Origin of the sequence: Galbibacter kalidii, assembly GCF_026241135.1 — a bacterium.
Lineage (GTDB): Bacteria > Bacteroidota > Bacteroidia > Flavobacteriales > Flavobacteriaceae > Galbibacter.
In genome coordinates this window covers 95,541-122,238 of sequence record NZ_JAPFGA010000016.1, presented here as the reverse complement: position 1 = coordinate 122,238, position 26,698 = coordinate 95,541, and the positions used below count along the sequence as shown (strand labels likewise).

General features: G+C 37.1%; 24 protein-coding genes. 1 reads left to right on the top strand and 23 read right to left on the bottom strand.

Annotated elements, in window-relative coordinates:
• Positions 1 to 330: 330 nt before the first annotated feature.
• The 19 genes from xerA to OOZ15_RS15725 form a co-directional block, all read right to left on the bottom strand.
• Complete coding sequence (gene xerA, locus OOZ15_RS15815) at positions 331 to 1,464, bottom strand: site-specific tyrosine recombinase/integron integrase (RefSeq protein WP_265957408.1); 1,134 nt, start codon at positions 1,462 to 1,464, stop codon at positions 331 to 333.
• A 488-nt stretch (positions 1,465 to 1,952) separates the two neighbouring features.
• A complete protein-coding gene (locus OOZ15_RS15810; RefSeq protein WP_265957407.1) occupies positions 1,953 to 2,849 on the bottom strand; it encodes a helix-turn-helix domain-containing protein in 897 nt (298 codons plus the stop codon).
• Positions 2,846 to 3,649, bottom strand: coding sequence for an SDR family oxidoreductase (locus OOZ15_RS15805; protein WP_265957406.1), 804 nt, complete (start codon positions 3,647 to 3,649; stop codon positions 2,846 to 2,848). The genes OOZ15_RS15810 and OOZ15_RS15805 overlap by 4 nt, the downstream gene beginning before the upstream one ends.
• A 268-nt stretch (positions 3,650 to 3,917) precedes the next feature.
• Positions 3,918 to 4,406: a hypothetical protein gene (locus OOZ15_RS15800; protein WP_265957405.1), complete on the bottom strand. Its 489-nt coding sequence runs from the start codon at positions 4,404 to 4,406 to the stop codon at positions 3,918 to 3,920.
• Positions 4,407 to 4,718: 312 nt separating this feature from the next.
• On the bottom strand, positions 4,719 to 5,843 hold the full coding sequence (locus OOZ15_RS15795; RefSeq protein WP_265957404.1) for a serine hydrolase domain-containing protein: 1,125 nt from the start codon (positions 5,841 to 5,843) through the stop codon (positions 4,719 to 4,721).
• Positions 5,836 to 6,600, bottom strand: coding sequence for a hypothetical protein (locus tag OOZ15_RS15790; RefSeq protein ID WP_265957403.1), 765 nt, complete (start codon positions 6,598 to 6,600; stop codon positions 5,836 to 5,838). The genes OOZ15_RS15795 and OOZ15_RS15790 overlap by 8 nt, the downstream gene beginning before the upstream one ends.
• A 2-nt stretch (positions 6,601 to 6,602) precedes the next feature.
• Positions 6,603 to 7,097, bottom strand: coding sequence for a MarR family winged helix-turn-helix transcriptional regulator (locus tag OOZ15_RS15785; RefSeq protein WP_265957402.1), 495 nt, complete (start codon positions 7,095 to 7,097; stop codon positions 6,603 to 6,605).
• 117 nt (positions 7,098 to 7,214) lie between these two features.
• Positions 7,215 to 7,691, bottom strand: a complete 477-nt coding sequence (locus tag OOZ15_RS15780; protein ID WP_265957401.1) for a DinB family protein — start codon at positions 7,689 to 7,691, stop codon at positions 7,215 to 7,217.
• 238 nt (positions 7,692 to 7,929) lie between these two features.
• Positions 7,930 to 8,901 carry an NAD(P)-dependent alcohol dehydrogenase gene (locus OOZ15_RS15775; protein WP_265957400.1) on the bottom strand — a complete coding sequence of 324 codons (972 nt, stop codon included), beginning with the start codon at positions 8,899 to 8,901 and terminating at the stop codon, positions 7,930 to 7,932.
• Between the two features lie 172 nt (positions 8,902 to 9,073).
• Positions 9,074 to 9,925 (bottom strand): trypsin-like serine protease, encoded by an 852-nt coding sequence (locus OOZ15_RS15770; RefSeq protein WP_265957399.1) that lies wholly within the window; start codon positions 9,923 to 9,925, stop codon positions 9,074 to 9,076.
• Positions 9,926 to 10,153: 228 nt separating this feature from the next.
• Positions 10,154 to 10,354 (bottom strand): hypothetical protein, encoded by a 201-nt coding sequence (locus OOZ15_RS15765; RefSeq protein ID WP_265957398.1) that lies wholly within the window; start codon positions 10,352 to 10,354, stop codon positions 10,154 to 10,156.
• A gap of 5 nt (positions 10,355 to 10,359) precedes the next feature.
• Complete coding sequence (gene arr, locus OOZ15_RS15760) at positions 10,360 to 10,806, bottom strand: NAD(+)--rifampin ADP-ribosyltransferase (RefSeq protein WP_265957397.1); 447 nt, start codon at positions 10,804 to 10,806, stop codon at positions 10,360 to 10,362.
• 25 nt (positions 10,807 to 10,831) lie between these two features.
• Positions 10,832 to 12,220 carry an ankyrin repeat domain-containing protein gene (locus tag OOZ15_RS15755; RefSeq protein WP_265957396.1) on the bottom strand — a complete coding sequence of 463 codons (1,389 nt, stop codon included), beginning with the start codon at positions 12,218 to 12,220 and terminating at the stop codon, positions 10,832 to 10,834.
• Between the two features lie 241 nt (positions 12,221 to 12,461).
• Positions 12,462 to 12,944 carry a nuclear transport factor 2 family protein gene (locus OOZ15_RS15750; protein ID WP_265957395.1) on the bottom strand — a complete coding sequence of 161 codons (483 nt, stop codon included), beginning with the start codon at positions 12,942 to 12,944 and terminating at the stop codon, positions 12,462 to 12,464.
• A gap of 181 nt (positions 12,945 to 13,125) precedes the next feature.
• Entirely contained in the window at positions 13,126 to 13,872 is a 747-nt protein-coding gene (locus tag OOZ15_RS15745) for an SDR family NAD(P)-dependent oxidoreductase (protein WP_265957394.1), read from the bottom strand.
• Positions 13,873 to 13,936: 64 nt separating this feature from the next.
• Positions 13,937 to 14,500 (bottom strand): TetR/AcrR family transcriptional regulator, encoded by a 564-nt coding sequence (locus OOZ15_RS15740; protein ID WP_265957393.1) that lies wholly within the window; start codon positions 14,498 to 14,500, stop codon positions 13,937 to 13,939.
• Positions 14,501 to 14,802: 302 nt separating this feature from the next.
• A complete protein-coding gene (locus OOZ15_RS15735; protein ID WP_265957392.1) occupies positions 14,803 to 15,954 on the bottom strand; it encodes a hypothetical protein in 1,152 nt (383 codons plus the stop codon).
• A 153-nt stretch (positions 15,955 to 16,107) separates the two neighbouring features.
• Positions 16,108 to 16,422, bottom strand: coding sequence for an HPF/RaiA family ribosome-associated protein (locus OOZ15_RS15730; protein ID WP_265957391.1), 315 nt, complete (start codon positions 16,420 to 16,422; stop codon positions 16,108 to 16,110).
• A gap of 396 nt (positions 16,423 to 16,818) precedes the next feature.
• A complete protein-coding gene (locus tag OOZ15_RS15725) occupies positions 16,819 to 17,226 on the bottom strand; it encodes a hypothetical protein (RefSeq protein WP_265957390.1) in 408 nt (135 codons plus the stop codon).
• Positions 17,227 to 17,797: 571 nt separating this feature from the next.
• Here OOZ15_RS15725 and OOZ15_RS15720 point away from each other — a divergent pair.
• Positions 17,798 to 18,958: a HEPN domain-containing protein gene (locus tag OOZ15_RS15720; RefSeq protein WP_265957389.1), complete on the top strand. Its 1,161-nt coding sequence runs from the start codon at positions 17,798 to 17,800 to the stop codon at positions 18,956 to 18,958.
• A 211-nt stretch (positions 18,959 to 19,169) separates the two neighbouring features.
• Here the strand turns inward: OOZ15_RS15720 and OOZ15_RS15715 are convergent, their stop codons facing one another.
• The 4 genes from OOZ15_RS15715 to OOZ15_RS15700 form a co-directional block, all read right to left on the bottom strand.
• Positions 19,170 to 20,117 carry a hypothetical protein gene (locus tag OOZ15_RS15715; protein ID WP_265957388.1) on the bottom strand — a complete coding sequence of 316 codons (948 nt, stop codon included), beginning with the start codon at positions 20,115 to 20,117 and terminating at the stop codon, positions 19,170 to 19,172.
• A gap of 334 nt (positions 20,118 to 20,451) precedes the next feature.
• Positions 20,452 to 21,894 carry a TolC family protein gene (locus OOZ15_RS15710; protein ID WP_265957387.1) on the bottom strand — a complete coding sequence of 481 codons (1,443 nt, stop codon included), beginning with the start codon at positions 21,892 to 21,894 and terminating at the stop codon, positions 20,452 to 20,454.
• A 6-nt stretch (positions 21,895 to 21,900) separates the two neighbouring features.
• Complete coding sequence (locus tag OOZ15_RS15705) at positions 21,901 to 25,065, bottom strand: efflux RND transporter permease subunit (RefSeq protein ID WP_265957386.1); 3,165 nt, start codon at positions 25,063 to 25,065, stop codon at positions 21,901 to 21,903.
• A gap of 260 nt (positions 25,066 to 25,325) precedes the next feature.
• A complete protein-coding gene (locus OOZ15_RS15700; protein WP_265957385.1) occupies positions 25,326 to 26,492 on the bottom strand; it encodes an efflux RND transporter periplasmic adaptor subunit in 1,167 nt (388 codons plus the stop codon).
• Positions 26,493 to 26,698 lie beyond the last annotated feature (206 nt).

Sequence of the window (26,698 nt, the reverse complement as noted above, 5' to 3'; positions counted from 1 at the left end):
GGCCATGAGAGAGGCAACCAAAAAATGGTCCATGCCAGTTAGGAACTGGGGCATTATTTTAAATCAGTTCCTGACGATCTATGAAAAAAGGGTCAGAATCTAATTAAGAATCCAACCCTCGATATTTTTACTTACACACTTTTTGGGATAGTGTCCATAATAAAATGGGTATGCCTGTTTTATGTAGGTATCAATTTTCATTAATTATTCTTTGGTCAATTACGACCTTTTTTTTAGCTTGTTGCCAACTTACTTATATATCTCATTTTATCAGACATAGCCAACACAATATGATGAATATGTCTATATTTAGTATCTTTTATTCCCAAACTACAACTCATCAAACGGACTCTTTATGTTTTGAAGGCTCTTTGTGCTTACATGAGTGTATACTTCTGTTGTTCTACTACTTTTATGTCCCAGTAGCTTCTGTATATACCTCAAGTCGGTACCGCTTTCCAATAAATGTGTCGCATAACTATGTCTCAACCAATGCAAAGTAACATTTTTCTTGATCCCGGTCTTATCCAACGCCTGCTTCAATACACTTCCCAAACTCTTCGGTGAGTATTGAGCGCCTGGCTTCTGTCCCTCAAACAACCACTTTTCCGGTTGATATGCCTTGTAATATTCCCGGAGCATTTTGATGATCCGGTCAGATATCGGTACTACCCGATCTTTACCTCCTTTACCCTGTCGGATGATAAGTAAATGACGTTGGGATTCAACATCACTGGGTCTCAGGTTTAAAAGTTCTCCTCTCCGAAGTCCACAGGCATAGATCAGGCTCAACATTGTCCTGTGTTTTAGGTTGCCGTGCGCCTCCAGTATCTTTTTCACCTCTTCTTTACTCAATACACTGGGTAAAGGTCTCGATCGCCTTGGTCGATGGATCAATTCTATATTCATCTTCGTATTTTCCATCTTATGAAAAAATAACTTAATGGCATTGACGATCTGATTTTGATAAGAAGCTGAGAGCTTATTTTTCAGGATATAATCATTGTTGAAATGAACAAAATCCTCATGACAGATCTCATCTAATGCTTTCCCCATATTGAATCTTAAAAAGACAACAAGGGCAGCTCTGTATGTCCTTATTGAATGCTTGCTATACCGCTTCGATAGCATCCACCTGATAAAGACTTCCAACTTTTCTTCTTTTTCTAAAGATAATTTCGGGAGCTCGTTTCGATTAGCACGGGCTGTCCTTTTTGTTCTCTGCTGATTTGATATTTTATGCCTTTTGTCGGACAGAACCGTATTTAACCATCCTTCACTCACTTGACCTGCCGGCCACCACCATACCTTGTGTGTGCGGGTATATCGACCACCCATCTTCTTGCATCGGTTGTACAGTACTGTACTGTATAGAAATGTGACCAACCAAACCTCCTGGCCCCGATGTGCAATAGCCCTGATACGGACTTGCTGCTTTTCCCGGGTTGTACGATGTTCAGGCATAATGTAGTGGTTATGTATGGACTTGCTAAATGCCTAAATATAAAGATTTTTTTTTATTCACCTCTATTTCAGGACTATGGTCTTAAATTCCAGGGCAAATATATTTCTCATCTCCGTTAGTTTTTGGTGCATTTGCAGGTGTTTGATCAATTCGGTCGAATTTTCCTCGGCTTCATATTTTCGAATCAGGCCGAGATTCTCCTGACAAAGCTTAATCGCTTTATTGAGCTTGAATCGCATCAGGGATTCAAGGGCATCTTTTTTCTAATTTTTTTCGGGGAGGGCTGGGTTTGAAAATCCAATAGCGCTGATTTCGAATCGGAAGAAGGTCTATCCTGACCGGTCTTGTTCGCTTGTGGGTAACAGCCCTAACTATGACAAGTGTGGGGCCGCCTGCCGTAAGTTTTATTAGTTGCAATATCTTCTTTTTAAACAATCAACCCGCATTTTCTCTAGCCGATGGCAGTTTGTGCTTCTTTTTATCTCAATTAATTCATCAATTGGTTTTTAAATTCTTTAGGGGTGATGCCCACTTCTTTCTTGAAAAGCCGTGAAAAGTACGGTGGGTTTTCAAAACCTAAGCTATATGCCGTTTCTGCTATCGTGGTGTTTGTGCTCCTTAATAAATTTTTTGCTTCGTCAATGAGAAAGAAATGAATATGTTCCAATGCAGTTTTTCCGGTTTCCTGCTTTAATAAATCGCTTAGGTATCGTGGTGAAAGATGGAGTTGATCGGCAAGATACTCTACTGTGGGCAATCCTCTTTCCTTGATTAATTCTTTAGAAAATTGCCTGGCGAGAATATCGTTAAATTGAGAAATGGTTTTTCCCGAGAGAATTCTTCGATCGACAAACTGCCTTTTATAATATCGTTGCGCATATTTCAGTATGGATTCAATATGACTCAATATGATTTCTTTGCTAAATTCATCCGGATTATTGTTATACTCCTGTTCAATTTTTTTGTATAAGCTTCTCATCAATTTTTCTTCGGTGGGCGAAAGGTGGAGGGCTTCATTGACTTCATAAGCAAAAAAACCATACTTTTTGATTTCCGAATAAAGCGGATGACCTTTAATGTAATCTCCATGGAAACAAATTAAAAAACCTCCTTTTCTGAGTTCGATATTTTTAAATTCAATAACCTGCCCTGGTCTCAGAAAATACATAGAGCCATTGTCATGGTCATAAGGAGTTCGCCCGTATAAAAGATGGCCCGACTTGATATTCTTAAGGGATATGTAGAAAAAGTCAGTTGTAAATTCCTGAATATTGGGGACTGTTCGTGTCGGTTCGTCAAAAGACAGAATATCAAGCATTGGGTTCTCCGGAGGAGGGGAACCCAATGCTTTACTTAACTCCGTCAGTGATTTAAAATGCTTCATAATCCAAACTGATTTGCAATCATTTGATAATAGGCCTCATCATCCATATTTTTTCTTGTATCAATTAAATCAGCCCCGACAGGATACCGTAACCGGTCCGAATTGTCCGTTGCTGCTTCATAAATTTTTTCAGCCACCTCTGATATATTGTCGCTAAATGGAAAACTGTTTATACCTTTTGTAAATTTCGTGAATCTTTCTGAATACTCCTGAATGTTTCCTGAATCTGCTACATCTATTGAAGTGGTTGAGAAATTGGTGTTATAACCTCCGGGTTCAACAATCTTCAGGTTGATACCTAATGGACGGAGTTCAAACTGTAAACTCTCCGTAAGTCCCTCCACAGCAAATTTAGAGGCATTGTAGATAGGGAAAAATGGAAAAGCTGCGACTCCAAATGCTGATGATACATTAATGATAATTCCTGCCTTGTTAGCACGCATGCCAGGTAAAACAGCCTTTGTAACATTGATAAGGCCTAATACATTTACATCAAATTCCCTTCGGATACTTTCCTCCGTTGTTGTTTCCATGGCACCCATTACAGCAAAGCCGGCATTATTCAATAATACATCAATGTTGCCAAATTTTTCTGTGCCTTGCTTAACCGCGTCTTCCATACTTTGCTTGTCCATAACATCTAACCGGGTTACCAAAACATTGTTCAACCGGTTAAGTTCGGTTTCTTTTTCAGGTGAACGCATGGTTGCAATAACGTTCCATCCTTTTTGTTGAAAGAGTTTGGCAGTTTCCCTGCCAAAGCCTGAAGAGGCTCCTGTAATTAAAATTGTCTGTGTCATAATTTCTTTACTATTTAAATTAAATTTGACACAAAATTAGTGTAAAGGCATCGCCGGAATCTTATACAGATGTTGGGAAGCCTGATACAATTTAGCGATTGTCCTCTGGAAATTGAGTTTACATTGCATGACTGCCAACGGCCCTGGCTAAGAAACGTGTGGGTTTTGGAACACGTCTTTGTCAACCGAGAACCAAGTTTTATTAAATGTACGAATTTTCATTTTACCTTGTCAACCCGCATGTTTTCTTAGGTTTTGTTGGCGGTAGTTATTTTTCATTCAATTCGACTTCAAATTCTTTTCTTAAGCCATTCTTGATATTAATCTTAATTGGTTCGAATTCAATTGGCGTTTTGTTTACTTCCCAATATGCTTTTGCACCTGTAGAGTCATTTTCAAATTTGTCAGGAAACATGTTGAGACCAATCATAAAATTCAAAGTCACGATTGAGTCTGTCGTCTGAAAATAGCAAAACGTTTGAGCCATACTAAGTCCTTTGTAATAGCCTAAAGTGTCATTTTCCTGATTTGTAACGAAACACCAAATTTCTTTAGGTCTCTTTAAAATCTTGTTGGGCAAATAGCCTTCACTTAATCCTAAAGTGTCAGTCCAATTAACGTAATACAAGTTCCTGTCGTAGTCTTCAGGAATGATTTCATACTTCAACTGAATTTTACTCTTGTCTTGCTTGTTTGTCTCTTTGCAACCGAACATTAATAAAATCAGTGAAATTGTTATGTAGTAGAGTCTTGTCATTTTTAATTACCGCCAACTCGTTATATCACTACCAAATTACCAATTTATCCTTTAAAATTCCGGGATAACAACACTTTTCCGTTTTATTACCCTTTTACCCCCCAACCTTAAACACCCCCCTTACAGTTTCTCATAAAAACAAAACCCTCTTAGCGGTGGCTATGGACGGCAATATTTTATTAATTATAGGCTTGTGTAATGTTATTTCTTTCCAATTATCTCTTTATAATCATTGTCAATTCGTTCAATCAATGTTTTTCCGTGACAGTTTTTATAATTTTATATTCAGCCTTATTTTTCGCTTTTTTAATCTCAATCATCGTTTCCTTCAAATATTCTTTCAATTATTTTATTTGATAACTCATTCAATTTACCTTGTGAATCTTCCGTCATAACATTGGTAACTAAAAATACCCCTATTTTTTTATCTGGATAAAGAGCTATCCAAGAGGATTCACCAAAAGTACCTCCATTATGATAGAGCATTTTATTGGGTTGGTCAAATTCGAAAGTGTTCCAAGCGTAAGCTCTGCCATATTTTTCGTTTCCAGCCAGTAAGTTCATTGATTGTTTGACAACTGGGTCGTTGCTTTCTAAATACATTTTGATGTATTTTAACATCGATTCGGTAGAAGATTTCAAACCACCTGCAAATTCATAACCACCGTTTTCTAATGGCATTTTCTCTCCTTTGTTGTTTTTCCCAATGACGATTCTGTTATTAAGACTATCATTTGTTTTTATGTAAGTGTTTTGCTCTTTGGAGCGTGAGAACACAAACTTCTTTAAAAGTGATTTAAAAGGTGATTGGTAGATGTTTTCCAAAATGGAACCAACTAACTGAATTCCTGCATTTGAATAATGATAATTCTTTCCAGATTTATCTACAAGTTTTACCTTTTTTAATTGTTCGAAAAAATCTTCTTTAGTGAAGGTTTTAAAGCACGATAGCTGCTCTTCTATGGTTTGTCCTTTTTTATTACAATTAATAATCATTGGCAGTCCTGCTGTATGTGTTATCAAATTTCTCAACGTAATTGGGCGATTGTTGTCCAACTTGAGATTTGGGTATTTACCATTTAAATAAATCTCAATATTGTCATCAAGATTGAGTTTATGGTCATATATCGCTTGTGAGAGCAATAAACCTACGTAGGTTTTTGTAATAGAGCCAATTTCATAAAGTGTTTTATTATTAGGCTTTATTCCGTTAATTAGCCTTCCAAAGTGAAACTGGTAGGTTTTACCATTAACATACAAAGCACCCGATAGAGCTGAAAACTCGGGTTGTTTGATAAACTCGGAAACTTCTTTATTTACAATCTGTTGAATGCGATTTTGTTCATTGTTTAATTGTTTCTTTTTATCTGTACTTGAATTGTAAAAACTACAAGAGCTAATAGCTAATGTTATTATTAATATGGATAATTTATTCATAAATCACATAATTAATTTTATCTACACCTGTATTTCCGTTTTTTGGGTTGTATGCATAGACTGTGAGTTCATAATTTCCTGCTGAATGCAGAGTTGTGTTCCCTTCAAACAGATTTGTTTCGGTAAGCAACATATCTATATCCTTAAAATATACTCCGTTTTTTTTAAGAATCCCTTTTACTTCTATTTCGTCAGAGTTCCATATTCCTCCTTTATCTATGACACAACCACACATCATTACTATGTTTGTTTTTATTTTAAAAGGTTTATTTTTAATAGAGTTTAAGGAAATAAATTGATGTGTTCTAGGTTTTAATGTGTCTATAATAAATCCTGGAATTTCTAGAATAATTCCATCTCCCAAAATGTCCTTACCAGGAATTAGCCATAATTCTGTGCTGGCTTTTACTTGTGCTTGCCTGTTGTTAAATGGTGAAACTACCTGAATGCTGATGAATGTTGGTTCGTCAATATCAATAGTTGCCAAGAATTTGGCAGTTTGGTCATTTGTAATCAAATTTCCTCTTTCTCTTGGTGTCTTCATTATCAAATTTGTGTTTCCAGTGCTACCACTCGTTTTACCCTCTGCTAAAATTTTGTTATTGGCCGTGTTTCTTATTATAACATAAGCACCACCAAGTGAACTACCTATAAATTTAGCATCCTTGGCTTTTGCCCTTACTATGATTTTAGTTTGTGTAGCAAATGAAACTATACTAGAAAATAGAAGTACTATAATAAAAATTGATTTTTTCATAATCATTGTTTAATTGAGTTTAAATACTCTTGTTTGAATCTATTGTGAAATGAAGTTTTTTGAAGCTCAAAATCTATATTATCTAGGTATTTGAGAACACTTAAATCTTTACCTATGATATTAAAGATTGCCTTTTCGCAACTATCCCAAAGTATCTCAAGTTTAGGAATTAGTGTTTTTGCTTTTTCAGATAATGAAATAATTTGTTTCCTTTTGTCTTTGTTGTCTTGAAGGGTTTCCAAATAGCCTTTTTCAGTCATTTTTTTCACGATAACTACAATCGATGGATGTGCGTAACCTAAATGTTCTGCTATATAGGATATTGAAACCTTATCCGTTTTTTGTAAAAGCATAAATACGAGATACCAATTTGGTTCAACATCCACATCTAATTCTTTATATAGTTTTCGTATATCGTGAGACATTCTATCACTTATTCTTTTTAATCGACTATCCAAGGCTTTGTAGCCAAGTTCTTTTATAAAATCTTCTCTCATATTTTAGTTATTAGAATGCAAATATAATAAAAAAATAGTTGACTATATAGTTGACTATATAAATTATATGTATATTCTCCTGAAATATGGCTACAGTTTAAAATTGAGTAATTATTTTTATAAAATTTCGTATTTGAGAATCATTTTTTCAATCTGAAGTCTATGCCTTAAAATATGAACTATTGAATGTTCAATTATAGCTTCTAAATCATAAGTTGTCCAAGAAGTTTTGATTATTGTATTCATTAATTCGTCATCAGTCAGAAGCCATTTATCTTCAAAAGTTTCAACAGTATATTCAAACATTTTATCAAGTTCAAATATTCCTTGCTCTGTTTTTGTAGTTTCTATTTCAGGAACTACATAATTGTTTCCAAATCTTTTTCTAATATGGTTTGCATAAACATATCCAGAGCGAATGATATGTAAAACTATATTTCTTACTGATTGAAAGTCCGTATCAACTTCTTTGTTATATACTTTTATAAATTCAGCATCAGGAATCTTGATGAGAAGTGTTTTTAATTCCTCAAGAGCTTTTTCATATTCGTCAGTTAAAGCTCCAATAGCTCCTTTTCTATATGTTTTATTCATTTTAGTTCATTTCCATAATTACTGCCAACCCGTTATATCACTAGCAAATTAACAATTTATCCTTTAAAATTCCGGGATAACAACACTTTTCCGTTTTATTACCCTTTTTCACTCCCCCAACCTTAAACAACCTCATTACAGTTTCTCACAAAAACAAAACGGTTTTAGACGATGGCTGTGGATGGTAGTATTTATAAAATTAGTGGGTTGTGCAACCGGTTATTGGTGTTGTGCGTCGTTATTTTTCAATTTCAACTATAATCTTTCCCAAATGCTTGCCCTCACCGAAATATTGAATCAACTTAGGGATTTTATCAAATCCGTAGGGGCCATCAACAACAGGTCTTATTTGTCCCTTTTCCACAAGTTTAGAAATCTGGTCTAAACCTTTATTTGGCTTAAGATTGAGTACGCTCAGCTTTTTACTGGTAAAAAGTGATATTAGCGAACCTAACAATAATATTTCGAACAATCTGTACATCGATCCTCCAACTGTGATATAAGTGCCATTTTTTTTGAGGGATCGTGCATATTTAAATACGGATCTGTTTGATTTTGTATCAAGGATAAGGTCATATTTTTCTCCATTTTCGGTAAAGTCCACTTTTTTATAATCCATCACGCTGTCAAATCCTAGCGATTTCATCAAATCAAATTTTTCGTCACTGTCAACGCCAGTTACCTTTAGCCCATATGATTTCAAGATTTGAATTCCCAAGGTTCCGACACCGCCTCCGGCACCATTGATTAGGATACGCTGTCCAGATTTCACCTTTCCCTTCTCCACAAGTCCCTGAAAAGCGAGTAATCCGGCATGTGGCAGAGCAGAGGCGTCATTATAACTGATATTGGAAGGTTTTTTGGACAATTTTTTTTCTGGTACACAAACGTATTCGGCAAATCCGGCAAATCCGCATTCTGACAGATCGCAGTATATCTCATCACCGATTTTAAAGGAACTCACTTTACCGCCCACCGCTTCGATTTTTCCGGAAACGTCTACCCCAGGAATATTTATTTTTGGCTTTTTTAGACCGTACATCAAACGAATCATAAATGGTTTGCCCCTGACCAACCCCCAATCCCAATCATTGATGGATGCTGAGTGAATTCTCACCAGTACTTCCTTGTCATTCGGAATCGGTTTTACAACTTCCCCAATCTCAAGAACATTCGGCAATCCGTATTCCTTTAATATAATCGCTTTCATTAGATTTTTTTTTATTCGGACAATGATGCACAACGTTTAGTATATGGCAAGTAGGGCAGTTGAAAGCGATGAACTTTCAGTTTTGCACTGAGCCAAATCGTTGTATTTTGTTTTTAATTTATTATAACCATTTGTTATATTCAGTGCTTTTCCGCAACGCAACCTTATAACACTATTCAGAAATAATAGAATCAATCCATTGGTTTGCAGTAGATACTCTTGCTAAAGCCATGACTGCTCCATATTTTATTTCTCGGTTGAGTGCACCGGAAACTATTCCCACAAATACCATTTGCCCATTGTAGTCCATGAATATTCCGCCACCACTATCTCCTTTCGAGCCTCCGATTTCCAGTTCAAGAGGTATTGGAGAACCAAAATGGTTGAAGTCGGAAGTTTCAGGGCTGTCGAAATCACAAATCATAACATTGGTACTAAACTCTCTGTTTTCAAATGTTCCGCCTATTGCATCTACAACATTTTGTCCACCGAGTTTTTCTTGTTTCCTTGGAGTGTCCATTCCTGTTTTTCCGTTTCCAATATACCCATATCCAATTTTCGTAATAATCTGTCCCATCTCTTTATTTCCATAATAGCGTTTAGCTGGTTCTATGTCCAAAACTGGTTTATCAAGTTCTACCAATGCCATATCCCATCCATTCCATTGAGTTTCTTCAGCGCCAGGTTTCAGTTCAGGATGTCTAATTATTTTCTTGGTTCTATAAAATTTGTCCCCAAACTTCCAAACAGACGAATCTTGTAGAAAATGTTGTGCTGTCAATACCCATTTAGATGATATCAAAACACCAACCGCATAATCCTGACTTTCTTCGGATTCAGAGTAACGACCAACACAATTAAATTCTGGTCGATTTCCTAATTCTTCATACTTTGCTATGTCTGTATCGTGGCGTATAATTCCGTTTGACCTGTAATCAATTATGGGTAAAGTGGCTGTTGCGGTTGTTAGTATTAATATGGCTAATAATACTATTGGTTTTGATAAAATGTCTTTTGTCTTCATGGATGTGTTTTAATGATTCAAATTGTTTGTTGCTAGTAAGACGATTGACTTTGAACTTGGTTACAAGGTATTTTTGCATTTAATATAACGTTTGGCAGCTATGAAACGTGGGGCTTTTTGGAGCGCTTTCCTGTCCGCCCGTGACAAAGATAGCCACGAAGAACGAACCCTTCGGAATCCACTGTCCACCCCATGTTTTCTTAGGTGCTGTTAGCGGGTCGTTGTTTCTTATTTTTCATCACTCATTAAATTTAGAAGTGCATTGTCTATCAATTCTAATGATATTTTAAGTGCTTTAATTCGTCTCGTAAGCAGGGTTTTTTGTGGTGATTTATCCATTATCTTTTGTAATGACTTTTCACATTTGCCGATTGTTGAATTAATCGCAAACTTGGCTTCTTCTAATTCTTTTTTACTGTATGTCTGCATTTTGTTCAATCATTTAACGAATTAATGCCTTGTTCTTTAAGTTCTTCAAGGTGTTCCTTCATTATCTTAACTTGTTGGACTGGGTGTTCTTTCCAAACCGTTACTTCTCCGACAACTCTAAATGGTTCTGTTGAACAATAAGATTTAGTTGGATTACCGGGAAATTTTTTGTCCGTCAAGTCAGGATCGTCTTCAATGTCTCCTGTTGGTTCTACTAAATAAATTCTTTCTCGTCCTTCTCCAAAGGCAAGCTCTGCCCCCCAAATTGCAGCGTCTAATGTTGCTGTTAAAAAGATATATTTTGCATTTTTCTTTTGTCCGAAGTTCGAATTGAAGCCAACTTCAATTAAGTCGCCAACTTTTAAGTCAGCTTTTGTCCCGTGAAAATAAGTCTTTGCAAAAGGTGTCGCACTTTGTCCGTTTGGTTTTTGTTCGTTTTTGTCTTGTTCCATTCTTTAATTTTGTGCTTTAAACGCCTTAGTTATCTTTATTTTTTATTTTCAATATTACTTCTGTGCTTACCCAATAAATATCTTGGTTGCTTGTATAGAGTAGGTATTTGCCATCTTTAGTTACAAAAGGACAGTATTCATAATGTTTGGTATTGATTTCTTTACCCATATTAACAGCTTTTGTCCAATTTCCATCATCGTTTTTGAAACTGATATATAAATCTCCTCTTCCAAAACCGCCTTCACGAGTGGAACAGAATATAATATAGGATTCATCTGGTGAGACAAAAACATCCGCCTCATAATCTGTTGTATTTACTGCTGAATCAAGTAGTACTGGTTCTTGAAATTCATTATCAATCATCTTGGCGTAATATATATCATGGTCTGTTCTGGTGGTATCTTTTCGAGTATGACCATCAGATGCAAAATACATAGTGCCATCATTGGTAAACGAAATATAGTATTCATCCCCACTTGTATTAATATTTGAACCTGCATTTATTGGTTCTGACCATCCGTTATCAATTCTCTCAACATACCATATATCAACATCTTTGATTTCTCCCTTTCCGTCTAATGCTCTTTTGGATATGAAATACAATCTATTTTCTTTATTTGAGAGAAATGGATCGTTATAATTATATCGTTTATCTGAAAGTATAGTTACTGGTTTAGTCCATTGATTTTCTTCCATCTTCGAAAATCGAATTTCATTTCTTCCACCTACATCAACGCCAAAATAAAATTCTGTTCTCTCTTTGTTAAATACTGAACCAAATTCTTGCTCCTCAGTTGAAATGAAGTTAGGTGCGAACATTTTAGGGTTTATCCCTGGTTCTTCCTGACCCATATACTTTCCTTCCATTTTAAAAACACGTACAAGATTTTTATCAGCTCCCAAAGAAATTATATGTTCAGAAACATCAAGGGCACCTATTCTCTGTGAAATTTCCAAAGCAGTACTTCCTCTTTTGTTAGTTATATTAATATCTATTCCATTCGTGATTAATTTTTCAATTAGAGACTTGTTTTTATTTAGAACTGCGACTTCAAGAAGCGATGCACCAAATCTAGACTGCCAATCAGTATTGGGCTGAACTTTAATTAAATAGTCTAAATATTCTTTGTTGTCGAATTGAACTGCAACATGCATCGGTGTCTTTCCTTGATTATCAATTCCATTAATATTAATTCCCTTTTTGATTAGGAAATCAAATATATCCTTCTTCTTACATGCTACTGCCCAATGTAATAATGACCTACCCCGATTGTCTTTTACATCAATTACGTTATTTGTAAGCATACTATCCAACCTCACTAAATTACCATTGCAGGCAGTCCTGTGAATATTTTGTGCGGTTAAGCCGAGTTGAAACACAAAATAAGCTATGATAATTAATATATTTTTCATTTTTTAAATTGCTGGTAACGTATCGCAGCTAAGAAACGTGGGGCTTTTTGGAGCACTTTCCTGTGTCCGCCCGTGACAAAGATAGCCACGAAGAACGAACCCTTCGGAAACCACTGTCCACCCAATGGTTTCTTAGATGTTGTTAGCTGCTAATTTTCCTTTTTTGTTCCGCATTTGACCTATTTTGTTATTAGGCAAGAATAAGTGTTTTCTGTATTTCGTTGAAATTTTATCTGATTTATTATTCTATCTCAATAAATGAACTTTCACCTTTAAATTCTTCCCATTCCATCTTTGTTCGGTATTGATACTCTCTCCATCGTGCTATTTTTCCTTTATGGATTTGTATAATGACCAATCCATGGGTAATTCTGCCCTTATATTTAAAAGTGTATTCACCTACTCCCATTTGTTTTAATTCATCAAAAATCAGATGATGCCAAGTCATATTCATTGGTTCTGCTCTGCCCTCTTTTCCTCCAAAAAACTCAAAAAGTTCCTCTCTTCCAATATAAAATTGTTCATTTGGTGGTTCAATATAAACTGCATTTTCAGTAAAGCAATCTGCAGCTGATTTAGCGTCTCCATTATTCCATCCAACTGCAACTTTTTGAAGAAGGTTCTCAAATTCTATTTTACTAACACCTGACAGATCTGATTTCTTAATATTATCACATGAAGTGTAAATAATTAAAAGAACAGTATAGATTAAAATTCTCTTCATAGTATTACAAAATTTATTATTGGTATTTATTTTCGTTTTACTTGCAGGTAACGATTAGTATAAGAGCAGTAGCGGATTAGAAGCACCAACTCTTAGGATAGCAATATACTTAATTAAATACAAAAACGGTTTGAGCGTACACGCAAACCGCTATTGCTTTTATGCCTTGTTATGTGCTTTTTTAGTTTCTTCCAGCCATTACACCACCATCAGTATCCCAAATCGCACCAGTAACCCAAGATGCTTTTTCTGAAAGTAGGAATAGAATGCTATTCGCTATATCAGTAGGCGCTCCATTTCTTCCAATTGGATGAAATCCATTAAAACCTTCTAGTGCTTTTTCGGCCTCTTCTTTTCCTCCAAATACTCCGTGATAAACTGGTGTATTTACTACTGCTGGAGATACGGCATTAACTCGGATATTATCATCTGCTAATTCCATAGCTAAATGTTGAGTCAAAGAATGTAAACCTGCTTTTTGCATAGAATATGCAGAAGATGGAGTAGTTTTTACCGCTTGTTTTGCCCACATTGAGCCTACATTAACAATAGATCCTCCATTTGTGGATTTCATTTTTTTAGCTGCGCTCTGCGTAATAAAAAAGAAACCCCTGTTTAGATCTAAGTACGAATTATAGTCTTCTACCGTGTGATCAAGAAATGGTTTTGGTCCAAAAATTCCTGATGCATTTACTAAATAATCTAAGTTAGATAATGATTCAATTTTTGAAATCAATGATTCCACTTCATCTGTATTAGAAATATCTATTGTGTGTTTAATTAGATTAGGAGTGTCAGCTACTTTGTCAACATTTCTACCAACAATATGCACTGTTGCTCCACTTTCTAATAAAGCATTTGCTGTTGCATTTCCGATACCACTCGTACCTCCAATTACCAAGGCCACTTTTTTTTCAAATTCTTTCATTTTGTTTTTATTTGTTTAATTTATAAATGAACAGACAAGTCTGTCTTTGATTGCGTAAATTTTTTTATCTTATTATTTTCGCACACATTTTTTTTGCTTCCTTTATTGGCCAATCTGCTTGATGCAAATGACTTTCGCCAACTGCACTTTCGTAGAGCAGGTAAATTTGTCGAGAAATAGAATTGATCTCTTCTATTTTATTTTTTTTCAGATTATTTGTAACGAGTTTTGATATAAGCAGAATAAAACTGTTTTTCTGGGCTTGTATTTCATTTCTGATTATTTCATTATCACTTGGGATTTCTGAAACAGTTTTGATGCACCAACAGCCGTTAAAATCCTTATCCTTAAAAAAAAGTTGAAGAAAATCGAAAATGGCAAGTATTTGAGGTTCTTCTTTTTCTTTCGAATTACAAAATGCTTCTATATCTTTTAAAAAAGTTGTGTTTTTAAATTTAAGATAGGCAAGACATATGTCTTCTTTTGATTTAAAATGATTATAGAGCGTAGCCTTGGCTATACCTGATTTCGAAATGATTTCGTTTATTCCTGTCGAATTATATCCGTTCTTATAAAATAAGAAAGAAGCAGTTTCAATGATTTTATTTTTTACTTCAGAATGTTTCACAGGACAAATATAAAGCAATATTCTTAAAACAGACAGGTCTGTCTATTTTATTTCGAATTGCACATAACGTGTAGTATATGGTGTGTGCCCAGCATGTATAGCCTTACCCATTTTGTAGCCTATTCCTAAAGTACGGAATAGTTTCAATTGGTGTAAAGAGCGGTTGAAAAGATGGATTGTAAACCGCCGTATACGCGACCCGCTTGGTTTATCCTGAGCGCTAGTCGAAGGGTACGGTGGTGTGAGAGGTGCACTCCGCTATTTATTGGCGGAGCCGCCTACTCGATTGGCGTGTCGTTATTTTATTCTTTCTTATTCATTAATTTCTCAGCCCAAAACAGCATAATATCTGTATGAATATCCGATGGTTTGATATCTTCATAATCCGAGGCAATATTGTAAGCATTCGACCCAATTCGAAAGGTCACAGCAGTTCCATCTGTAAAATATATATTCAATGCTTCGCCTTGGTGAACGTCTTCATGAAAACTAGTTTCTCCAAATTCAACCTTTTCAATAATTTTCCCAACCATTCGTTGAGCTTCTCCTAATTTAGATTCTGGTCGGGGTGGATTATCTAGTTTCGGGAATAATGACAAAGATTCTAGTCTTTTCAAACAAGATTCGGAATCTAAATTAAGAACATTTTCAAGCCAAAGTCTTAACTCACACAATGCATCGTATATATTTTTTAAATCAGTATTAAATGTTTCAAACGCAGGATAAGGAACAATTCCTTTAGATGGGATACCATGAATTGGCATTCGTTTACTATTTACAGAATTCAATGGCTTATGAATTTTTATTTCTAATTCTTGAGGAAGTATCTCTTTTAAACTATTCAATCTTTTCTTTTCGTCTGTTAAGTCGATTTTTAAGTGGGTTGAAATATGTGCAATACATTCTTTTTCCATACCATCAATAACAAGGCGATAAAGTTCTAATATTGATTTTGTATACTCTTCGCTATTTTCTGCAACTGGATAATTGACTAATCTATATTCGTCATGTTTAAAAAGACTCTTCTCAAATTTTATTTTAGTTAACGAGTTTATAAGTTTAAGTTCTCTTTCAATTTTAATTTTGGGGCCATCGTTAACTTCCCAAGAACCATTGATGTATCTATTTACCCACCTATCAAAACCATTATTACTCCAGTGAAAAGATGGATTTTCAATATGAAATGCTATCCATTTTCTATGGTCTTTTTCCGAAACTTTGTCCTTAAAAGAAGGCATAAATACAGCAATACAGATAAATTCATTTTCGAGTTTCCTAAAAGCAAACTTTAATTTAATATATGGATATTCATTCCTCATACTTTCATCCCAATTATCTGAAATGCTAATTTCACCACCCATATCATCCTCTTTCAAATTATATGCATGAGAGTTTACCCTATAAAAGTTTAGCACTGCTCTATCGAAATATTGAAAGTATTTTTCGTGTTCCATCTGTCTGTTTTAATGCACCACAACGTTCTCGGGTATGAAACGTAGGGCATTTCGGAGCTGCGTACTTGTCCACCGAGACTGAGTTTGTTAAGAACCCGAAAATTGCGGCAACCCATGTCCGCCCTATGTTTTATACCCATTGTTGGCGTGCCGTTATTTATTTCTCATTTTCCCTATTATAGTGCCCAACGTCGCCTTCATTTTGTCAACAGCATCATCAAGGGCTATTTCTTTTGAACTACTTTTACTTACTACCATCACGGGCTGCATTCCTTCTACCCTTGCTTCTATCTTACACTGTATATCATCTATACCTCCTTTATCAGCATTTTGGTCTGAAAGATGTACTTCAATGCGAGTGATTTTGTTAACATAGTGTTTTAAGGCATGTCTAACTTTTTCAGATACAAATGTTTCTAGCATTTCTGTGCCCTCAATGTTTTTATCAGTATTGAACTGTATTTGCATAATATTTTTTTTAATTGTTTATCTATCTATATTTTGTTTAATGCACGCCAACTTGTTTATATCCCCAACATTCCCCTGCTTATCCCGAATATTTGGTTGGCTATGCATAGGTTTTATATATTTTATACCTCCTTTTATTCTGCTTATCCCACCACAATTTAGGTATTTTTATTTTTTGAATACCTGTTTTAGTAATGAACTCATTTAAACTTTCTCTATTTCCTTCTAAAGTATATTTTTTTCGCTTGAAAGGAGAATTATTGTTGTGAAATATGGAAATGTTGTGATGAAGGAAGGGAAGTACAGTTTTTGAAGTTAGGGGTTAGATATATAAAAGTCAAAAGTTTTTTCGGACGGGTGACAGGGGCAACATACTATTGGTGGTGTATAGGTGATCTATTTATTCTCCAGTTCTGTAATCCGTTGTTCTAGTAATACTTTAATTTCTTTTAAGGAGGTATTGCTTTCTTTTAATGCTACATTGGCTTCTTTTAAGCTTTCCAGTTGTTGTTCCAGGGTCTTTATTTTTTCGGGCAATTGGTATATGGAGGCTTCTTCTTGTATAGTGTCCTGCTTGCCTTTTTTTGCTTTAATCATGGGACCTGTACTGGTGAGAATCCAGACCGGGTTATATTCGGGATAATTTTCAACAAGCCTCAACAGCCATTTAGCCTGAATGTCCGTACCATTCTTTAAGGCCCTGGACAAAACTCCTTTACTGGCTCCTATTTGTTTTTCAAGGGCTGATATTGTAATACCTTCATTTTCGGCTATGGCGCTAAATACTGTTAAAATTTCACTCATTAGAAGATATTTATCTCTGTATATTTGTTTTTATTGAAAATTATCACTTATATTTGTTCAGTGTTCAAACATTTTGATATTAACAAATCTACATAAAAAAAGAGGAAAACGATGCGGTAAGCAATAATCGATCTTTGTATGAATTGCCCTAAATGCATCTGAAGAGGAGAAAATAGATGTTGTTAATAAACATTATGGAATAGACAAATAAAGATATTTGTTATGGGGTTGACGTTTAGCTTTAATTTTTCCGGTTCACGAAATCCTTACACCAATTTTATTTGGTAATTGTCCCATAACTGACGTACTACATTTTTTTATGGCATCCGGCCATGTGACGATAATCCAGTCTTTTAATTGTTACCTATGTTCTGTTTTAAGTATCAAGGCTTAACTCGAATTGACGCTTGGGTATTTTCACCAATCTGTGGTGATTCCCTAACGGCTTGGGTTAGTTCTTACAGTAACATTTGATATGGTCATCATAAGGCTTTTAATAGAAAACCGTGGTGATTTGTTCGGAAAAATAACCGCTACCAACAATGGTATAGCAATTTAAAAACCAAATAACATGCAAACACTCACACAAGAAACCGTTAGTAAGCTCACCACCCTTCTCGACGTAAGGTATATTTACAAATCGGATATTGCGTTTAAAGACTGTGATACATCCCTGATCATTGTCATATTAGAGGGAAATTGTTCTTCATTAACGCAAGAGTTATCCTCTATGGTTGCCAAAATATTTCAGGAGGAAACTGACTTTCTCTACCGGATATTTTCTTTTGAATATGCCCGGCAACAGTTAAAAGAAAACAACTTGTTTTTTATTCACGGATGTAGCCCGGCTAAACTGATCTATAAAAGTTCCGGTGCCGAAAGCCAACTTATCGATCAGACCATAGATGCTAATGCATTAAATAATATAGCGGGCGTTTTCAAAAAAGAGGTGCATAAAATAAGTGCTTTTATGGATGGGGCAAACTTCTTTCTTGAAAGAGAGAATCTTTCCCAGGCTGCTTTTATGCTTCACCAATATATAGAACTGTGGTTTCGCTATGCCGGACTTCTTATCATGGGAAAAGAACGCAAAAGCCATAGCATCAAAGAATTGAAAACCTATATAAAAGTTTTTGCTCCGGGACTCGGAACGCTCTTCAATACTGAACTCGAGGAGGAACAAAATCTTTTAAAATTGTTGGATGAAGCTTATATAACTACACGCTACCATAATAATTATCACATCAATAAGGAGCAAATCAATATCATATTAGAGAAAGCCAATAAGGTTGAGGCTATAGTAACGGCATTGTTTAAAGACAGACTTAGTGCTTGTACAAATCAGGAGTCAAATCAATCACATAGTCCAATAGCAACCAATGCTCCTGAAAAACAACCTTTTGCAACAAATGAAAAAAAGATATTAAACTTATTTAAATCTTTATCGGGAAAAGACTTTTCCGCTTTAACACCATATCGTTTTAAAGAAGGCCTCTATACTACCGGAATTGTAACAAAAGGCTATCTAGGTACCTCTTTTATGATCTCCAATTTAATAAAGGTATGTATCCTGGCAATGGATTCCAGTTGCTATTCAACCCGTTTAATCCCGGAACCGGAACACAACATCAGGGAAGTTTTAGGGTATATCATAGATATAATCCCTCATGACGAGATGGAATTATTGGACGTCATCAGGGATTTAGTATTGGAACCGGAAACCAATCATTAAACCAAAAACTATTTATGAAGTTTTTGAACCGATGTGGACAGGGGCAACATACATTGGTGGTGTATAATATTATTAAAATCGTATGTTTTCAATGTTTTTTATATTTTATTTCATGTGTGTATTTTTTATTTGTTTTTTAAAGGTCACACCTGCCTGCCGGCAGGCAGGTGGAACACCCAATATTCATGCTTGATTGTGTTAAAAAAAACCTTTACCGTGGGTGTTTCAATGGTTCAAAAGGGAACAGCCATTCAGTATCATCGGTGAGTTGTTCATAATAAAGGTATTGTGCCTTTACAACACTGTATTGTTCACCTTCATAAGTATGCTTACAGCTAATTTCATTCCCATAAGCATCATACGTCTTCCGCCTTTCTTTCCCAAATTTATCCTTATGATAGGTTTCCTCGTTTTGGTCATTATATTCCCACCATTCCTCACTCCCTTCATCTTCGAGCATCCATGGCTCTGATTTTGGTGTTTTTATAAATCCCTTTTTCCGATAAATAAGGTTATTCCTGTCGTCATATTTATGAATCTTTTCATAGCCCATATCATCTATCGATCGCAATATTTTTCTAGCTTCATCACGAAATATTCTTTCTACAAATCTTATATCTGAACTTATTCCCTTCTCCCAATTAATCGACTCCCCTACCTTTTCGTAGTTTGTCGTTATGATCATCAACTTTCCTTTCGCATTATATTCGAACCACATTTCGGTTCCACTACTCCCCTTACGATATATTTCTTTTCCGTCTTCATTGTATTCCCGCCATTCTTCCCCATAAAAGGTCTTGCTATAGATCAAATTTCCTTTTTCGTCATAACGATATATATCGGCATTTTCCCCATCCTTTCTTGTCGACCTCCACAATAGTTTCCCTTCAGGATTATATTTAGAATATCTATTCCTTCTACTTGAATTTTTATACACCTTTTCATGTCCGTGCTCATCATATTCCCACCAAACTTCATATCCATTAGTATCTTTTGAATGTATCAATTTTCCTTCAGCATTGTATTTATAAAATATTTCACGGTTCTCGTTCTTGTTGTTTTGAAAAGTCAGTTTTTGATAAATCAATTTTCCACTTTCATCAAATGCGTAATATGTTTTATTGACGCCCATATCCACTATTTTTTGAAAAATTTCCATCTGTTTTTTTCTTTAGGTTATTTGTGGCAGATCTGCTACAAAGAAATCGTTATTAACATGTATAGCGAAAATATGGAAGCACCATAAAACAAATGTGCCATTCGAACGGATGGTACTTCTTTTATGGACAGGAATTCAATATTATGATAAGCTGAAAATCAGTAAAATACACAACAAATCCCCAATCCCTTAGAAGAAAACAATAAATCACTATTGACTTGGATACAAATCAGAGGTTGTTTAAAAGGAAATATAACTATAATATCAGTCCGAACCTGTCGAAGACATTTTGAAGTGTTCATAAATTATACTTCGACAGGCTGAGACTGACAAATTAATCCTCCAAAACGTGTTCCGGATAAAGCCCCAAGGCTTTGATAAGCGCTATTCTTTCGGTGAGTTCTTGTCCGAAAAGCTGAACACTCAGACGTTCGGCTTCCAAAACCTGTCGCTCTGCATCCACAACATCTATATAATTTACCAATCCTTTTCTATAGCGTTCATTGGTAAGGTTAGATGCATCCCTGGCTGCCACTACAAACTCTTGCTGCGATATAAGTTGTTCATGTACCCATTGTAAACGGGCAAATGAATTTTCTACTTCCCTATAGGACTGTAACTTCAAACGATTATAGTTTTGCCGACTTTCCTCCAGTTCGCTTTTTCTTAACTTGATCTCGGAACTTTTTTTACCCCCTTCAAAAAGAGGTAAGGAAGCCGTAACACCAGCAAACCAGGTTCTGCTGTCGCTCTCAATAAGGTTATCGGTATCTCCGGATAAATAACCGTAGGCCCCGCTTACATGAAAAGATGGTAGCAGCTGTTTTTTCTGGTTATTTACAAGTTTCCCTGAGGATTCTATTAATAATTTAGAAGCCCTGAGATCGGGTCTCGAATTTAAAAGAGAATCCTTTTCCAAAAAGGCAACAGCCGGTGGCAGGTATTTGATGTTACTATGGGGAATCTTAAAGGTACTGGCATCTTCACCAACGAGGATAGCCAGGATCAGTTCTATTTCCGACCTGAGTTTTTTAGTGTTCTTCAACTGTACCTGTACAGAGGCCAATTCGGTTTTTGCCCTGAGTTCGTCGATTTGACTTACCAGGCCTGCATTATATCTGGTGGAAGCTATATTCAGATTATCCAAACGTGTTTGCTCCGTATGTTTTAACAAATCAATCTCGGCATCCAGCTGCAGCAACAGGAAATAATTTATGGCAATCTCCGCAGTGATTTCGAGTAAGATCTCTTTTTTGTTCTCCTCCCTTGCCTTGGACAGCAGTGATTGTGCCTGAACATTGTTTATATTCTTCCCGAATACATCCAACTCATAGGATAACGTAACAGGTGCTTCAACCGTGCTTAGGGTAGCCCGTGTCAATTGTCCGCCAAAGGGGTTAGGCCGATTCGCAGAAAACTCCTGCCGTGAAAATGAGGGTTCAAAACGTATGGTCGGAAACATTGAAGACAGGGCAATATTCTTACTGGCTCTTGCCTGTACCACTTTAGCCTGCGCTATTTTGATATCTATATTGTTGACAAAGGCCCTTTCAATAAGACTGTCCAGGGTTTTATATCCAAAAGCTTTCCACCATTGGTTCTTATTAGTTGTTATGGCTTCGGCGTTATTTGAGATGGTATCATTTCCAATAAACAACACCATCTTTTCCTCAGGTACATCTTCCCATCGCCATGAACCGGGAGTTTCCTGAGCTTGGACCTGGGCTGAAGATACAGCTGTTATCAGGACAACTGTTATTTTTAAATACTTTATCATTGTTATTTATGCTTTTAAATCAATTGTTTTTGTTCTTCTAAAGGCTATCTTTCTGCACAATACATAAAAGACCGGGGTGAACAGCAGTCCGAAAAAGGTAACTCCTATCATACCACTAAATACGGCAGTCCCAAGGGATCGCCTCATCTCTGCTCCTGCTCCCGTTGCCAATACCAAAGGCACTACCCCGAGTATAAATGCAAAGGCCGTCATTAAAATAGGTCGTAACCTAAGCCTGGCCGCTTCTTTAGCAGCGTCCTCTATACTGTAACCACGATCCTCCAACTGTTTGGCAAATTCAACGATCAGAATGGCATTTTTACTTGCCAGTCCCACCAGTACCACCAGTCCTATCTGGGTAAGGATATTATTGTCCATTCCCATCAATCCAACCCCAAACATAGCGGAGAGCAGACACATGGGAACAATCAGGATAACCGCCAATGGAAGTGCCCAGCTTTCATATTGGGCAGCCAGTAACAGGAATACAAACAGTACGGCCAATCCGAATGCAATCCCGGCTGTATTTCCTGTGTTTTCCTGCTGATAGGCAATCTCCGTCCATTCGTAATCAATCCCTTCCGGTAATAATTCATCAGCAAGTTTTTCCATGGCGTCCATAGCTTCCCCTGAACTGTATCCTTGGGCTGCATTCCCTGTAAGTGCTAGTGACGGATACAGATTGTATCTGGGAACACGCGCCGGACCGGAGATATCTTTTAATTCTCCAACTGCACTTAAAGGAATCATGGCATTGTTTTTATTTCTAACCCTTATTCTGGTCAGATCTTCGGGAGTATATCTGAACTCTCCGTCTGCTTGGGCGGTTACCCGAAAGGTCTTCCCTTGTAAATTAAAATCATTCACAAAAGCCGATCCCAAATAAACTTCCAGGGCACTGGAGATTTCATTAATAGGAATCCCCAATTTCTGGGCACGTTCCTTATCCAGATCAAAAAAGAGCTGTGGGGAATTGGTATTAAAAAATGTAAATACATCCGTTAACACCGGATTCTGATTAGCAGCTCCCATCATTTGATAACCAGCCTGTAAGAGCTGTTCATTGCCAAGACCTGCCCTGTCCTGAAGCATCATTTTAAAACCACCGGCATTACCGATCCCTCTTACCGATGGTGGTGGGATCACCACTACAAATGCTTCTTCAAAACCTCCAAGGGACTGATTTAGACTTGTTTGTATGTCTTTAAAAGAAATACCTTTTTCCTTCCGTGCTTCAAAATCTTCCATTACAGGGAAAATAACCCCGGCATTAGAGGAGTTGGTAAATGTTGCGGCATCAAAGCCCGAAAAAGCGACTGCATCCTTAATTCCGTTTATGTTAAGTACACTGTCAATAGCCTTTTGTACTACTTTATCCGTTCTTTCCAGGGAAGATCCGGGGGGCAACTGTATCACTGCGATAAAATAGCCCTGGTCCTGTTGCGGAATAAATCCTGTAGGCACTTTGTAAAAGGCAAATACAGTCAGTAATATAAGCCCCGCATATACAGCCAGTACCCATCCCCTGACCCGGATAAATCTTGAGGTGATCTTTCCGTACTTATCAGATATCCATTCCATGGCCTGATTGAATTTTGAAAAGAATTTTGTAACAAAACCAAAAGCCACTGTTTGTTGCATACGAGTTGATACGGTTTCGTCTTCATGCTTTTTCATAACCAGGGCAGCAATTGCTGGACTCAGAGTCAAGGATACAAATACCGATATCATGGTTGCCACAGCGATGGTAACACCAAACTGATTGTAAAATGCCCCACTGATGCCCTCAAGGAAGATGGTCGGAAGAAATACCGCCACCAACACAAGTCCCATGGCAATTAGTGCGCCTCCAACTTCGTTCATTGTTTTCTTGGCTGCTTTTTTAACGCCCAGACCTTCCCTCAGGTTCCGTTCCATGTTCTCCACCACCACAATGGCATCATCCACTACGATCCCGATCGCCAAAACCAATCCGAATAAGGTAAGACTGTTAAGCGAGTACCCAAGGGCCTGCATAACGGCGAAGGTACCAATAAGTGATACCGGAATCGCCAGTATGGGAATAATGGCAGCACGCCAGGTTTGTAAAAAGAGTATGATCACTAATACTACCAGAATGATGGCTTCATAAATGGTTACCCCTACTTCATCTATGGATTGTTGTATAAACTCGGTCGGGTTGTAAGCGATTCTGTACTCAATCCCGGCAGGAAAGTCCACCGCAGCCTCCTTCATGGTTTCTTTAATGGCCTCGGCCGCTTCAAGGGCATTGGTCCCCGGTCTTTGAAAAATAGGCAGGGCGACTGCAGGATATTCATTTAAGTATCCCTTAGTGGCATAACTGGCAGATCCCAGTTCTACCCTTCCAATGTCTTTAACCCGCACTAATTGTCCCCGGTCTCCGTTTCTGACTATAATATTTTCAAACTCTTCCTTGGTATTAAGTCTTCCCTGTGTCTGAATGTTTATCTCAAATGCATTTTGAGTTGTTAGCGGTTGCTGGTTAAGGGTTCCCCCTGCAATTTGCACATTTTGTGATCTCAGTTCGCTTAACACCTCGTTAGGGGTCATATCAAGATTGGCCATCCGGTCGGGATTCAACCATATACGCATGGAATATTCATCCCCGCCGAACATACGTACAGCTCCGACTCCATCGATACGTGAAAGCCTGTCGATGATCTGAAAATTAGCATAATTGGCAAGATAGGTCTGATCGTAACTGCGGTCCGGGGAAATCATATGAACTACCATCATAAGATCCGGAGCACTTTTCTGTGTGGTAATCCCCAAACGTCTTACCTGTTCCGGTAACCTGGGTTCGGCTATGGCCACCCGGTTTTGTACCAACACCTGGGCGGCATCCACATCCACTCCCTGTTTAAAAGAGATGGTAAGTTCCAAAGCTCCGTCATTGGTTGCCTGGGAAAGCATGTAGATCATTCCTTCCACTCCGTTTATTTCCTGCTCCAGGGGTGTGGCTACGGTTTTTGAAATGGTTTCTGCACTCGCCCCGGGATACATAGCCCTGACTACCACGGTAGGGGGTGCCACCTCCGGATACTGCGATATAGGCAAGGAAAAATATGCCAGGCCTCCGATAATCATCAGTAATATGGATATTACGATGGACAGGATGGGCCTTTTTATAAAGTTTTGACTGAATTTCATGTGAATATTTTTATTTGTTTTTCAAAGGTCACATGGAACACCCCATATTCATGCTTGCTTGTGTTAAAAGAAGCTTCATCATTGGTGTTTCATCTTGTACTTTTAGGTTAACTGATTGTTTTTCAATTTGTTTTTTATGAGGGAGATCCGTTACATTTTTAAACAAAACTCCCTCAGCCGGCAAACAAATGTCTGCCGGATGCTAAACAACATAAGGTCTTTTGGAGTATTACATAGGGCTAGTTTATAAAGAATATACCTTATAAGGAAGCCAGTTTGGTCGTGTCCCGCTGAACGGTAAACGCCTTTTGCTCAGGAATGATTTTCATTCCGGGACGTACTTTGAGCAGATTTCCGCTTATAATTTTATCCTGGGTCGTAAGTCCGCCGGTAACCACCCTGTATTTTTCATTGTACAGCTTTCCGAGCTGAACGGGTTTTACCTGTACGGTGCTGTCCGCCCCGATGGTATAAACGATCTTTTGGGATTGACTGGTACTGATCACTTCTTCCGGGATTAAAATGGCATCGGTCTGAGCCCCCAGCAATCTGAGACGTCCGAACATACCCGATTCCAGCTTTAAATCGTCATTTTCAAAAACGGCCCTTCCTCTGATGGTACCGGTGGCTTGATGAATCTCATTATCGACAAAATCCATATAGCCTTCGCGGCTAAACCTTGCTTCATTGTTGAGCTTTACCATTACGGGCATTTTGGCATCCTGTTCCACATTGGAGTCCGCCCCGAAAAATTCGGATTCACTAGCTTCGAAATAAAAATAGATCGGATCTACCGTAAGTATGGTGGTCAAAAGACTTGCATTAGCCGATCCACCGGAGATATAGTTTCCGGGATCGACATAATCCTCGCTGATCTTACCACTTATCGGTGCCTTTATTTCCGTATAGCTCAAATCCAAACGTGCCTGTTCCAAACGCGCCTCTGCAGCCATTAATCTAGCTTCGGCCGATTTTGCAATTTGTTTGCGCTGCTCCACTTCTTCACTGGACACCGCCCTGGAATCCTGTACGGAAGCGATACGGTCGTAATCACTTCTGGTTCGTTGTAAATCAGCTTCTGCCTGTAATTTTTCAGCTTCTGCCTGTTTTAAAGCGGTATAGTACGGACGTTGGTCTATGATAAATAATACCTGTCCTTTTTTAACGATGTCACCATCCTTAAAGTTAACGGATTGCACATAACCGTTTACACGCGATCGTACCTCTACCCGCTCGGAGGCCTCAAAGCGACCTATGTATTCATCCCAGTCTGTAATTTGTTCTTTGGACGGTTGTATAAATGGTGTGGCCATAGCCATGGGGGCAGTTTCTGCTGCCTTGGAATCACTGCATGCTACAATAAATGTCATTGTTATAGCAGACAATGAGACCAGCATTAGTAATTTTAGATTTCTTCTTTTTCTCATGATTGATTTTTGTTTAAGAACTCATTTAAACTTTTTGAATGAAGCGAAAATGAGTTCAGTTTCTATTTTGCTCCCTTCATTGTTTTAAAATTTTGTTTGTACAAATAACTATAGTGAATTACTCAAAGAAGTAGCCAAATCTATCGTTATTGTAGTCAAAAGTTGAAAATTTAAAAATTGACCGGTCGTCTATTATTTAAGTAAAA

Coding starts and splice junctions, on each gene's coding strand:
- OOZ15_RS15705 (WP_265957386.1), bottom strand. CDS start 25,065: ATGAAATTCAGTCAAAACTTTATAAAAAGGCCCATCCTGTCCATCGTA.
- OOZ15_RS15730 (WP_265957391.1), bottom strand. CDS start 16,422: ATGCAAATACAGTTCAATACTGATAAAAACATTGAGGGCACAGAAATG.
- OOZ15_RS15790 (WP_265957403.1), bottom strand. CDS start 6,600: ATGAAAAAATCAATTTTTATTATAGTACTTCTATTTTCTAGTATAGTT.
- OOZ15_RS15750 (WP_265957395.1), bottom strand. CDS start 12,944: ATGAAGAGAATTTTAATCTATACTGTTCTTTTAATTATTTACACTTCA.
- OOZ15_RS15710 (WP_265957387.1), bottom strand. CDS start 21,894: ATGATAAAGTATTTAAAAATAACAGTTGTCCTGATAACAGCTGTATCT.
- OOZ15_RS15785 (WP_265957402.1), bottom strand. CDS start 7,097: ATGAGAGAAGATTTTATAAAAGAACTTGGCTACAAAGCCTTGGATAGT.
- OOZ15_RS15800 (WP_265957405.1), bottom strand. CDS start 4,406: ATGACAAGACTCTACTACATAACAATTTCACTGATTTTATTAATGTTC.
- OOZ15_RS15765 (WP_265957398.1), bottom strand. CDS start 10,354: ATGCAGACATACAGTAAAAAAGAATTAGAAGAAGCCAAGTTTGCGATT.
- OOZ15_RS15810 (WP_265957407.1), bottom strand. CDS start 2,849: ATGAAGCATTTTAAATCACTGACGGAGTTAAGTAAAGCATTGGGTTCC.
- OOZ15_RS15720 (WP_265957389.1), top strand. CDS start 17,798: ATGCAAACACTCACACAAGAAACCGTTAGTAAGCTCACCACCCTTCTC.
- OOZ15_RS15775 (WP_265957400.1), bottom strand. CDS start 8,901: ATGAAAGCGATTATATTAAAGGAATACGGATTGCCGAATGTTCTTGAG.
- xerA (WP_265957408.1), bottom strand. CDS start 1,464: ATGCCTGAACATCGTACAACCCGGGAAAAGCAGCAAGTCCGTATCAGG.
- OOZ15_RS15700 (WP_265957385.1), bottom strand. CDS start 26,492: ATGAGAAAAAGAAGAAATCTAAAATTACTAATGCTGGTCTCATTGTCT.
- OOZ15_RS15735 (WP_265957392.1), bottom strand. CDS start 15,954: ATGGAACACGAAAAATACTTTCAATATTTCGATAGAGCAGTGCTAAAC.
- OOZ15_RS15805 (WP_265957406.1), bottom strand. CDS start 3,649: ATGACACAGACAATTTTAATTACAGGAGCCTCTTCAGGCTTTGGCAGG.
- OOZ15_RS15770 (WP_265957399.1), bottom strand. CDS start 9,925: ATGAAGACAAAAGACATTTTATCAAAACCAATAGTATTATTAGCCATA.
- OOZ15_RS15755 (WP_265957396.1), bottom strand. CDS start 12,220: ATGAAAAATATATTAATTATCATAGCTTATTTTGTGTTTCAACTCGGC.
- OOZ15_RS15745 (WP_265957394.1), bottom strand. CDS start 13,872: ATGAAAGAATTTGAAAAAAAAGTGGCCTTGGTAATTGGAGGTACGAGT.
- OOZ15_RS15725 (WP_265957390.1), bottom strand. CDS start 17,226: ATGAGTGAAATTTTAACAGTATTTAGCGCCATAGCCGAAAATGAAGGT.
- OOZ15_RS15795 (WP_265957404.1), bottom strand. CDS start 5,843: ATGAATAAATTATCCATATTAATAATAACATTAGCTATTAGCTCTTGT.
- arr (WP_265957397.1), bottom strand. CDS start 10,806: ATGGAACAAGACAAAAACGAACAAAAACCAAACGGACAAAGTGCGACA.
- OOZ15_RS15780 (WP_265957401.1), bottom strand. CDS start 7,691: ATGAATAAAACATATAGAAAAGGAGCTATTGGAGCTTTAACTGACGAA.
- OOZ15_RS15715 (WP_265957388.1), bottom strand. CDS start 20,117: ATGGAAATTTTTCAAAAAATAGTGGATATGGGCGTCAATAAAACATAT.